Here is a 10256-nt window from a genome sequence, read left to right as displayed (position 1 = left end):
AAATCTTTCGCATAGTGTCGCGCAGCTCATCTAGGATCATTTCCATGACAACTGATGAGGGACAACACGTTTTCATTTCATACGTCCGTGAAGACAAAGAGCGTGTTGATCGGCTATGTGAAATGCTTAAGGCCGCACAGATACCTTTCTGGCGTGACCTAAAAAATCTTGAACCTGGGGACGACTGGAAACTCAAGATCAAGGAAGCCATTCGCAAAAACTCCTTGGTTTTCCTTGCGTGCTTTTCTGACAACTCGCGAAACCGCCCAAGAAACAACATGAACGAAGAACTGCATTTGGCAGTCGAAGAGTTCAGAAAGATGCCTCCAGGTGAAACATGGATCATCCCCATACGTTTCGATGACGGTAGCGTCCCAGATTGGGAAATTAGCTCTAACCGATCATTGAACGACATAAACCGGGTGGACCTTTTCGGAAATTCTTACCCTGAGCAAGCCGTTGCGCTGACGAACAAGATTAATAAGCTCATGGGCGCGAACGACAATGCAGCTACTACTCGTGCATTTGTGGAGGAGTCTCAATCCCAAGAACGCCCTGAACTCCTGCGAATCCTGACTAAAGAGATGATCGTTAATCCAGCAAAGCAGATTGAGCTAGATGATCTGATTACCCAGGAAGTACGAAGTGCGCTTGAGATCCTGAACGATAAAGGTCGACATAGCTCACAGGTAGGCTCCGGAACAAACGAAGATCAGATTAGGAACCTTGTTAAGCTAGCGAACGAAGACTGGGAAGCAGTGCGCCCATTTTGCTATTCCCTAGCAGTCGCCGCTCGGTGGGGAACCCGGGATTCCCTCTCTCCCTGGGTCGCAGGCATTAAGAGCATTGTCTCTGCTGCACACAAACACCATGATGGATACGAGGCCATAAACAATATTCGACATATAGCAGCAGTGGCAGTACTCGCTGTCGCAGCTCTGGCATGTTCCGCGCATTCCAAATGGGAAAACTTTAAAATTCTCTTGGCTGACCCTAGCGTGCCAGAAAACTATCATGTTGGAAGCAGCATAGGGGTACTTGACGCCACAGGCTATTGGAAACCATTTGATACTAGTTCTCTACTACCCACAATTTTTATGTATGCCGAAACCACTGGCGACGACCCGATAGAGATATTAAGAAAGTACGACGACAGGAAGATTGGCAAGCTATACACGCCTATCCCGGACTGGCTTCATTCTGTGATGAAACCTATTTTCAAATGGTCGGAAGAAGAACATACGCAGAACTATCATCGATCTGAAATCATGCTAGGCGTTGTCGGCCAAGACATAGCTATTCAAGATGCCCTAATGAATGGGCACAACCTTGAATATGCGCGTTCCAATTGGTTTGGTCGTTGTACGTGGGTGCTACGTCATGCCTCAAAATCACCCATAGAGCAGATGAAATCTGAGTTGCTACGGGACGGATCATCATGGGCTCCCCTACAAGCGGGGCTTTTCGGCGGAAACATGGATAGAGCATCGAAAGCGATTGACTCTTACAACAACGACTACCATCAACTCAGCAGAAGCAGGGCCTTTTGATTAGGGAGGGTCCAGGGCCTACGGTGCTGGAGCCTCCCTAATAGTATTTAGTTCATACCTTCATTTAAATCCTCGGGCAGGGTTTGCACTGGCCATTCTGCTGGCACGTCCTCGCGCACGGGCGGGTCATAATCCCAGAACGGTCCATCCGGTGAAGTCAGCTCCCCCATTAACGGGTAAAAGTAATCACGCATGTACGAGGCCATACCGGTGGCCCCGTCCCACCGCATTTTCTCGAAGCTCAACCACAATGCCGTAATCAGCGTGATCGCTTCCTCATAACGCCACCACTCGGGGTCCCATCTGAACTCCCCCTTGTTTAGCCGCCGTCGAAAATTCGGCAATCCCCACTGTGTCAGCCATTCTTCTTCCGTCTCAAAAGCTAACGGCTGCTCGGACTCCTCCGCAGCCGATGCCTCCGGCTCTTCGGTGGTCTCTAGGTTTTCATCGTTGATAAAGCTCATCGACTCACCTCCGCACCCTGACCGCGCTTGCGCCCTTGGCCATGACCCCGCTGATTTGCTGGACGTGAAGCATTCCCGAACCGCACCGCCTCGCCAGGTTTCGTCGGAAAGCCCTGACCAGCCCTAGCGCGAGCCAGCACAGCAGCAGCCGTCTTAGCCCTAGGGCCCACATCATCAGGATGCACAGTGGTTCCGGTGGCGTGCTTTGTTTCCGACTGTCCCAAACTTAGAGTGTTATTAGCTTCGCGGCCCTCAGCAACATCGCGGCCACGTTCATCAAGCTGAATCTCGCCCTCAGCTTGTTCAGCCTTAGCTAAGTGCCCTTCGGCAGATTCTTCATGAGCTTGGGCTTGATCTTCCTTCACCTCGACCGGCGCCGTTGCCTCTGGCTCGTCCTGGCCCCGTTCAGCTGCCGATTCCTGGTTCAGCCGTGCGCTGGCTTGATAGTCGTCAATGGCGTTCCTTAACGACTTATGGCGTTCTTCGACCGACTGCGGGTGATTCTTGTAAATGTCCTCTACGTTGATCCCCATCTCGTTGCGCAGCCGGTCAGACCCGGCCATAAAAGCCTTTGATGCGTTGGGGTGGCGGGCGGCAAGTTCAGAGGCCACGGTCATGCGATCAGCAATTTGCTGGGAGGACATTTTCCCGAAATCCGGTGAAGCCATCTCTTTCTTCAACACTCCGGCTACCTGCTGCTGCAACCGGTGTGTTTCAGTCGCCGGGCCTTGGTTCGCAGCCCGCCGGTCGCTAGATTCTTTGGCTTGCATCGCTGCACCCAAACTCATGCGCAGCACACGGCCGAACTCCATCGAAATATCTGATTCTTCGTCGTTTTCCATGCCCCTGCACTCTCCCTTGTCGGTTCGGTTACCGGCCTAAGCCCTGATCCCGATCTTTCTTGGTCATTCGCTGGCCCACCGGCGCTGCCGCATGAACCGATGTACGGTTCTCAGCATCGCGCACAATCTTCTCGGCCATAGCAACCACCTCTTGCGCTGCCTGGGTCAACCGTGGACGCTCAGTTGCCATGCGCCCGCGCAACATCGTTTGCGACAAACGGTTCGCCTGACGCAGCACGGCCATCCAGCCTTGCTCCGCAGAACGCGAACTGAAACGCGAGGCCAAACGCGCAGCATAGGTACGGTTGCCCATATTCTGACCAGCCCTGGCCATGTGCGTGCTCAACACTGCCAAGCTTCCCGGCTTATTGCCTTCCAGCTCCAAAGACAACCGTGCGTAAACATTCGCCAATGTATCGGGTCCAAGCTGGCCAGCATTCAACTTCGAGGTGGTGGACTGCGCCAGATCAAACGCCCGGTAGCCCGAAGCACGCTGCAACCGTGCGCTACTGTGCCGGCCAGCTAAGAACTGCTCTGCCTCAGCCACACCGGCCCCATCGAAACGAGCCTTGATGGAAGGCCAGCTAAGGCTACGATCCAACTTCGACGGCGCGTACCACACCGCCTGATCCTCCCCCGTTTTCGTACCCAAAGACACCTTGTACCCGGTGACCTTAGAAGTTGAATCCTTAGCGAAACGGGGAGCAACCTGCACACCCATCTGCGGCAATTGACGCACAAACTCATGAGCCGTAGTGGAGGTCGCTAACGCTGAGCGCATACGGCGGGAAAGCTCCATACGATCAGACACCGCATAACTCTCACGAGTCGCGCGTTCACGCTCAGCTGGCTTCTCCCCAGACAACCCCTGCTGCTGCGTGGCAGAGGATTCCAAGGACTGCAAGGCATACTCTGCTTCCAGCTCACGGCACGCAAGCTGGGCACGGTGAAAATCATTATGCGTGCTGGCTTTAGTGCCATCTTCACGAACCATTTGCACTACCAAGTGAATATGGTCATTACCGTTCTTCGAGGCACCATGATGCACCGCAGCCCAACGCGAAGACTTCGCCCCATCCAGGTCAACAAAACCCATCTTCTGCATAAAGGATTCGGCGATGTTCTTCCACTGCGCATCCGACACAGAACCTTCGGATTCAGCAAGTGATAACGAGCAATGCCACACGTGCGAATCCTTAGACCCCACACGAATTTTCTTGCCGTTCTCATCAGCGAGAAAGGCACCGGAATCCTCATCCTTCGCATACACCGGCTTAGTTACTTCCGTACCAAAAGCCTTACGCGGCGCATCCAGAATCTCCGCAATGTCGAATGCTTCGTACTTCGACAACTCCGTACCCGGTGCGTAGCTAAAAGTGACACGATCATCGCCAGCAATCAACCGCTGATTCTCATGCTCATTCGCACGACCCGGACCAACCAGGTAGTTCATCAACCCAGCCATCCGACCGCCACTGGTCACGTTCGGAATCATCAGGACACGTCCTTGAAAGACAAGGAGGAAATCGCTTCATCGAGGTTCTTCATCGAGCCGCTGATGTGCTCAATTAACGCACCGAGCGCAGCATCAACTTCACCGGTCGCATTCGCCGCACGGGCAATCTGGTTCAAGTTATTGCCGACCGCCGCCACGCTGCGCTGCACCATGAACAACGCGGTAATTAACTCACGCCGCTCTGCAGCTGTTTCGCCGCGAGACTGCGCAAGAGTTGATTCAACCAGAAGCCTCGGCACCGAAACATCAATTTCCTTGGCCATGACTTGCAACGCCAAGTCTTGTTCAACGGTCAGTTTCACAACGCGCCGAACAGACCGACCACCGGTCGCATTCGGCTGACGCTTGCGCGAATCCAAACGAGTCATGCAAACCAACCTCCTGCCCAGTGCAACGCCAAATGACCTAACAGGTCAATTGTCCCACCGGGCGGATCGAAGATCAAGACCGCAAACCACTTAGTGCACCTAAGTGTATAGCTTGCTCCGCTTCCCAGCGGCGCACTCATCCTTACGAAGGTGCAACAAGCGTTGGTTTTGAACTATGTCCGCGATACGGTGGAAATATCGAACATGGGTCGTTTCATTGCCTCAGAAACTGCCCAAACTTACTGAAAGGTCCATACCATGAGCGACGCAGCAAACAAGATCCTCGAACAACTCCAAGCACAAAACGACCTGCGCATGGAAGCAGCCAACGACATCGCCCAAGCCGTCGCCGCACTCGTCGAAGCAGAACAACACCTAGAGCAAGTCAAAGCCGGCGTAAAGCAATCATTCGCCGCAGCGCTCAAAAAAGGATGGACACAAGCCGAACTAAACAAGATCGGCTCTCCTACTCGTCGCCGTCCCCGCAAAAAAACTAACGGAACTAGCACCTCGGACGAGAGCTGAGCACGACAAAGACCAATGGGCCGGTACTCACCTTTCAGTGAGTACCGGCCCATTATTTACACCTGGTGACGTGTGTAGCCTCCTGCCCACCTGTGCACAGCAAAAGCCCTATCCGCTGCGCTGCTTTTCCTGCACACACGGGGACAGCAGGAACCAAACGACCACCCGCACACAACCCAAAAGCTGCGGTACCTGAGTTCACTCACGACGTCTGATCTTGGGCCATGAACGGCCTCTGAATACCTATAAGATTCACCGCCATCCATCACCACCTTGATAGAGAGTTTCACATGAGACGTTTCCAAGTTCTTTTCCTGTGGCTGTTTTTTTCAGTCCTGATTCTTCTCTTGCTACTCGTGCTCTTCCCGGTTATGCAGAGAGTAGATTGGAAGTTAGGAGGCGACGTTTGGTCAGCGCTTACAGCCGCCGGAACGGTAGGTGCGACCGTTGTTGCTGTTGTTCTTTCTTATCAATCATGGGTCCGTGAAAAAAACTCAACGGCTCGGCTAGTCACCGCGTGGATTGCAGACTCCTACGCTCCTCGACCTGATGGAGACGCCTACATTCGGACGGTTAAGTTACATATAGCTAACGAATCCAATGAGCCCGTTTTTGATGGAACACCCAACATTCAACTGCTCGACACCGGCGCTTCTTTAGGACCGCTCTCGGTCTCATCACCTCTAAGCGTTATTCCGCCCCGGAGAGAACTAGTTTTCGACATTTCCATCCCACTTCTAGCTCACACCAACAGCTGGCAGCCCGCGGTATCCCTTAGCTTCATTGACCCCCGAGGTAAGCGTTGGAAAAGGGAATCTAATGGCAATCTCACGAATGTCACAAGGAAAAAATCCCGCTGGAGCACGTCCGCTCAATCATTCAACGAAGACGAGCTCGGAGACATTTCCCCCCTCAATCCTATGGTTTGCGCGTTTGGCTTTCTGAACGCTCTTAGAGACCCTCAGCGCACCAATGATTCAATGAAGCCATTCTTAGCTTCATTAGCCGCTGGCTGGGATTCGGTGAAATGGGATGATCTAAACGATGAACTCGAAAATTATCAACCGACTTCGATGGTCAGTTACCCCGCTTCCCGAATCGCCAGAATCAAACTCTCTGGGGACACCACTCTTGAAGGTAAGCGAGTGGAGGGAGACGGGGGTGGCTTGCAACTTAAAACCTATTTATTCCTCACGCTGACACTTGATCCAAACAACGGATGGGGCGTCTTCGGCGTTGGTGGCACAGTTCAACCGAATCAAATCTTTTTTGATGGTTCTCTTAACGAGCCCGTACTTCCCTACAGCGCCGATTAGGATGATTATCGATCTACATTTACGAAATACTACCCACCTTGGAGCAACAAGCATGTCCGGATGCTGAAGACCGCGCTGCACCTCTGGACTACCACCCCCAGACGAAAGCTAATAAGGGCAAGCGTTCTCGTTTAATAGGACTCAAACTGCTCAAATACCGAGAGCGGCCCACTATCCAAACAACGTCTAGATACTGGGCCGCTCTACTAGGCCTCTCGCGCTTCCTTACGAAGCGTGCAATAAGTACTCGCCCAAAGCTCGACGAATAATCTCACTGGGCTTTACATGATCATGTGTTGCTTTCTCAATCAATTTTTTCTCTAGGTCAAGTGGCAGTCGTACAGATCTTGCAGGCGAGGTTCCTGTGCCGCTCATTGAAGGCTTACCTACCGCCCGGCGTACAGCTTCTTCCGACCCCAGGGCCGCTGCAAGCAAATCCATTCCTGCGCCTGGCTGTTTCGCCTTGGTGATCCGAGCATTCGGCGAGAGCTCAGCGGTCTCTGCCCATAATGCTAGCTCTTCAAAGCGAGACGCCTCTGCCGAGATGCCACGGTTAGTGCGATCTCCCCGGTCTTCTTCTTTCTTCATCACTCGTCAGTCCTTTCTTTAGCAATCTTCAAAATCTTTGTTCTGACTTCCATTACATGGAAGACAAAGATTTCATTAGGCGGAGTTAGGACCGCCATAACTTCCAATTGCGTGGAACCATCCCGGGTTGGACCGATAAACAGATCTGGCCTACCTGTGGATCCGACACGAGGTTCGTCAAACTCCTCCACCCGATAGTCATAGTTCAAAATCGCATTCATTGCGTCAGCGCGATCTATGCCGTGCTTATCTGCACTGTCAGAGAAATTCAACGCCATATCAATATTGTCGCACAATACTTATGTATTGCAACCCTGTAAGCCTGGTCATATCCACGGGGGCCGTTAAATGGGCAAAGTCTTGACGAAGACCTGCCTTACGCCAATACGGTCGTTTCCGACACTGAACGATCAAAATGAGAACGCACTCAAGAATTCTTTTGATCATCTCGAGTTGAGAACAAAAAAATCCTAGTCAAAAAACTACATGCTATGCAATAATAATATTTCTGTCGAAAAAATTCGGCAATTCGTTCTATAAAGTTTCAGTTAGGTTCATTGCATGAAGATGAAACCGCTTCCTGTCGTTTCGTTGTGCGCGTTAGCACTGGTGGCACCCCTTTCAGTCGCACCTGCAAACGCTGCTTCGACCGTCCTGCCTCAGCCCATTGACACAGCCTCTTCAGTGACTGGCAATACGGAAGAAATTTTTCCGGCAGCACCAGAAGTAAAACTTTCCACCTCGGAAGGTCTTGGTTTAGACGAGTCTGGAATTTCCTTAAAGTCCAAGCAGCTCTTAGCTACCAACGAGACGCGAGCGCTCTCTGAGAGTGCTATGCAGGCACTCGAAGCAGTAACACCAGCGGCCGATGAGGTTAACAAGGGCTTCACTTTGGTCCAAAAAAACGCTAATTCGCCGGTAGCTAACCTTACGATCGAGACCGCAACTGATTCGGACCTAATCCTTCAAAGTGATGATACGGTCTTCATCCAAGGTGCGAACGAAACTCAGCAGTATGGAGTTATAGAAAAGCCTGTAGGCATTGACGCCACGGGTAAAGAAGTCGAACTGGCGACTACTGTAACTGGTTCTAAGGTTTCGTACACGGTCGCAGATCCAGAAAAAACCGAATTTCCAGTCGCTACTGCAGCAGCTTGGAGCTACACGGTTGCTTACACTTGGAAGGACGTAGGATGGCCTGCCTACGTTTCGTTCAAAAAAGCCGCTGCCGCGCTTAAAAAATGCTTCAACTGCAGCTTCCCTTTGAGCGGGGCGCCAAAAGCGTTCCCTGTGAAGGGTCAAAAAATTAACCTTAGCGTCATGGGGTTTAAGGCACCAGTACAAGTTACCAAGGCATCGAAATCACCAGTCACATGGACTTTCAAGACATTGCCAGGGCATTTTGATGGTGCCGGATCAACGATCCAGTTCAACCTCTTTAGTGGACGCAACAATGAATTTGCTCTAGGTGTGACGGCCAAGGTGACGAATTCCAAGATCCCTCAATGGCTGAACAAAAATGCTTCGCAGAAAACTTGGAAGACTTTTGCCTACAGGATTGCTCGAGAAGCGAATAAGTAGGCAAGCGGAGCGGTATAAGATCGCATAAATAACGCCTCATGAGGTGGCGGGGCTGCAGAGTCAGACTCGCCGCCTCCACTTGGCCGATAAATGCGTTGCCTAATGTCTGCGAATTGCTAACGCGTCGAGTAGATTGATCTTGACTCCTGTTCAAGACAGAGTCGTATGACAATGATATCAATGGGTACACGGACCCCTAGCAGAGGCTGCGATGCGCGAGACTGAACTAAAGATTTCCCGAGTAATTATTAATTCATTACTCTTCTCAACTTTGATCCCATTGCTAATTGTGATCGCTTCTCTGCTTGACCCTGAGTACAATTCAATATCCCAAGCATTTTTGGGATATATAGTATTTTATGCACCTTTCTCACTCCTTGGATCCGTTGCCTTGACGGCAGTTTCCGTCATAGTCTTCATGTCGGGGTTGAAGCGGTGGAGGAATTCGATCAGCGCTCTTGCATCTTTTGTAGCTGTATCTATAGTTGGCCTGCTTACGGCGCTTGCGGTTGGTCAATTTCAAGAGTTGGATATCCTGAGCGTTGTCATTGCAGGGACTTGTTTAGGATCTTTAGCTGGCCCTATTGGAGCTTTAACGCACAAAGATTCCAACGTAATGTGACGTTGCGTCAGAGTTCCATATGTAATCGTTCGGACGGTCTTTTCGTGGTTACACCGCAGCTCAGGTGTGCGGTAAGAGAAAGCTGAAATGCTGGAAATCAGAATCAGCGGTTCTACGCCCACTGCCTGCATTTTCCTTGGTGACCAGTCTTTGTTGTGACACTTTCCGTAATGGTGGGTGCGGTTGCCAGGACCGCCATTGCCATGGCAATAACGCTCAGGCCGGCCCAACCAGCTCCCCTGAGGCGCTCTCAGACAATGGCCACAGCCAGGACCGCTGTTATGGCCGGTTCACTTAGGCCATCATTCCTCCTCAGAATAGTTTCAGCGCCCACCGTGTGTGGTGCGCTGAAACTAGAGGAACATAAGATGTGGGGCAGAAGTACCCTGTTTGCGGAATTCGAGTACTCGATACACCAGATACACCAGATACACCAGATACACGGATTTTAAGTACCGATAACGGCTATCTGACAGTCCTTAGAATATTGAAAGTTTCATTGGGTGAACGATACGTATAAATTCAATTTACCCTCTCCAACTGCGCCCTCTCGGCGGTTGAAATCCAACACATGCCTCGATGGCTAAGGATTTTTCCTGACTGACGCTACTACTACTAGCTTTTAGTGGTAAATAAGCTGCCACTCTAAATGGTTGGTTGACGCCGTCCCGGTTTTGGGATGTATGGGTTTTAGAGAATCAGTTAGTTATCGCATAGCTACTGGATTGCTCAAAGGGACCCAACCAGTGTCAAGAAGATCAATCGTGCGAGAACTATTCTCAACGTGCGTTGACAGGGCCCTCAGCCAAAAGAAAACATCTTCAGGCTCACAGCTGGATTCGAAACCAGGTGAAAACAACTCTTTGAGAACTGGTTGCAGTTAA

The 10256-nt window shown here is 51.3% G+C and carries 11 protein-coding genes; 5 read left to right on the top strand and 6 right to left on the bottom strand.

Annotation, left to right across the window (positions count from 1 at the left end):
- Positions 1-44: 44 nt before the first annotated feature.
- Positions 45-1550 (top strand): toll/interleukin-1 receptor domain-containing protein, encoded by a 1506-nt coding sequence (locus ACT3UA_RS18410; protein ID WP_217990344.1) that lies wholly within the window; start codon positions 45-47, stop codon positions 1548-1550.
- A gap of 47 nt (positions 1551-1597) precedes the next feature.
- Here ACT3UA_RS18410 and ACT3UA_RS18405 read toward each other — a convergent pair whose 3' ends face one another.
- The 4 genes from ACT3UA_RS18405 to mobC are packed head-to-tail and all read right to left on the bottom strand — an operon-like array spanning position 1598 to position 4740.
- Positions 1598-2014, bottom strand: coding sequence for a DUF4913 domain-containing protein (locus ACT3UA_RS18405; protein WP_096284361.1), 417 nt, complete (start codon positions 2012-2014; stop codon positions 1598-1600).
- Positions 2011-2856, bottom strand: a complete 846-nt coding sequence (locus tag ACT3UA_RS18400) for a hypothetical protein (protein ID WP_141393488.1) — start codon at positions 2854-2856, stop codon at positions 2011-2013. The genes ACT3UA_RS18405 and ACT3UA_RS18400 overlap by 4 nt, the downstream gene beginning before the upstream one ends.
- Before the next feature lie 28 nt (positions 2857-2884).
- Positions 2885-4351, bottom strand: coding sequence for a relaxase/mobilization nuclease domain-containing protein (locus tag ACT3UA_RS18395; protein ID WP_096284357.1), 1467 nt, complete (start codon positions 4349-4351; stop codon positions 2885-2887).
- Positions 4351-4740 carry a plasmid mobilization relaxosome protein MobC gene (gene mobC / locus ACT3UA_RS18390; protein WP_096284355.1) on the bottom strand — a complete coding sequence of 130 codons (390 nt, stop codon included), beginning with the start codon at positions 4738-4740 and terminating at the stop codon, positions 4351-4353. Before mobC ends, ACT3UA_RS18395 begins: the two co-directional genes overlap by 1 nt.
- A gap of 258 nt (positions 4741-4998) precedes the next feature.
- On the opposite strand from mobC, the gene ACT3UA_RS18385 reads away from it, so the two are divergent.
- Positions 4999-5265 carry a hypothetical protein gene (locus ACT3UA_RS18385; protein WP_096284353.1) on the top strand — a complete coding sequence of 89 codons (267 nt, stop codon included), beginning with the start codon at positions 4999-5001 and terminating at the stop codon, positions 5263-5265.
- Between the two features lie 290 nt (positions 5266-5555).
- Positions 5556-6581 (top strand): hypothetical protein, encoded by a 1026-nt coding sequence (locus tag ACT3UA_RS18380; RefSeq protein ID WP_141393487.1) that lies wholly within the window; start codon positions 5556-5558, stop codon positions 6579-6581.
- A gap of 225 nt (positions 6582-6806) precedes the next feature.
- Here the strand turns inward: ACT3UA_RS18380 and ACT3UA_RS18375 are convergent, their stop codons facing one another.
- Positions 6807-7169: a hypothetical protein gene (locus ACT3UA_RS18375; protein ID WP_096284349.1), complete on the bottom strand. Its 363-nt coding sequence runs from the start codon at positions 7167-7169 to the stop codon at positions 6807-6809.
- The gene (locus ACT3UA_RS18370) at positions 7169-7447 is read right to left on the bottom strand and encodes a hypothetical protein (RefSeq protein WP_096284347.1); all 279 of its coding nucleotides are present in this window, start codon (positions 7445-7447) and stop codon (positions 7169-7171) included. The genes ACT3UA_RS18375 and ACT3UA_RS18370 overlap by 1 nt, the downstream gene beginning before the upstream one ends.
- Positions 7448-7730: 283 nt before the next feature.
- Here ACT3UA_RS18370 and ACT3UA_RS18365 point away from each other — a divergent pair, with 283 nt between their 5' ends.
- Complete coding sequence (locus ACT3UA_RS18365) at positions 7731-8750, top strand: hypothetical protein (protein WP_096284345.1); 1020 nt, start codon at positions 7731-7733, stop codon at positions 8748-8750.
- Positions 8751-8961: 211 nt separating this feature from the next.
- Positions 8962-9372 (top strand): hypothetical protein, encoded by a 411-nt coding sequence (locus ACT3UA_RS18360; RefSeq protein WP_141393486.1) that lies wholly within the window; start codon positions 8962-8964, stop codon positions 9370-9372.
- Positions 9373-10256: the final 884 nt, after the last annotated feature.

The organism is Glutamicibacter sp. 363, assembly GCF_052379505.1.
Lineage (GTDB): Bacteria > Actinomycetota > Actinomycetes > Actinomycetales > Micrococcaceae > Glutamicibacter.
Note: the sequence above shows the minus strand (reverse complement) of the source record. Positions and strands in the feature narration are given on the sequence as shown.

Bases quoted from the DNA above. Each gene is read 5' to 3' on its own strand.
- ACT3UA_RS18410 (WP_217990344.1), top strand. From the start codon at position 45: ATGACAACTGATGAGGGACAACACGTTTTCATTTCATACGTCCGTGAA.
- ACT3UA_RS18405 (WP_096284361.1), bottom strand. From the start codon at position 2,014: ATGAGCTTTATCAACGATGAAAACCTAGAGACCACCGAAGAGCCGGAG.
- ACT3UA_RS18400 (WP_141393488.1), bottom strand. From the start codon at position 2,856: ATGGAAAACGACGAAGAATCAGATATTTCGATGGAGTTCGGCCGTGTG.
- ACT3UA_RS18395 (WP_096284357.1), bottom strand. From the start codon at position 4,351: ATGATTCCGAACGTGACCAGTGGCGGTCGGATGGCTGGGTTGATGAAC.
- mobC (WP_096284355.1), bottom strand. From the start codon at position 4,740: ATGACTCGTTTGGATTCGCGCAAGCGTCAGCCGAATGCGACCGGTGGT.
- ACT3UA_RS18385 (WP_096284353.1), top strand. From the start codon at position 4,999: ATGAGCGACGCAGCAAACAAGATCCTCGAACAACTCCAAGCACAAAAC.
- ACT3UA_RS18380 (WP_141393487.1), top strand. From the start codon at position 5,556: ATGAGACGTTTCCAAGTTCTTTTCCTGTGGCTGTTTTTTTCAGTCCTG.
- ACT3UA_RS18375 (WP_096284349.1), bottom strand. From the start codon at position 7,169: ATGAAGAAAGAAGAAGACCGGGGAGATCGCACTAACCGTGGCATCTCG.
- ACT3UA_RS18370 (WP_096284347.1), bottom strand. From the start codon at position 7,447: ATGGCGTTGAATTTCTCTGACAGTGCAGATAAGCACGGCATAGATCGC.
- ACT3UA_RS18365 (WP_096284345.1), top strand. From the start codon at position 7,731: ATGAAGATGAAACCGCTTCCTGTCGTTTCGTTGTGCGCGTTAGCACTG.
- ACT3UA_RS18360 (WP_141393486.1), top strand. From the start codon at position 8,962: ATGCGCGAGACTGAACTAAAGATTTCCCGAGTAATTATTAATTCATTA.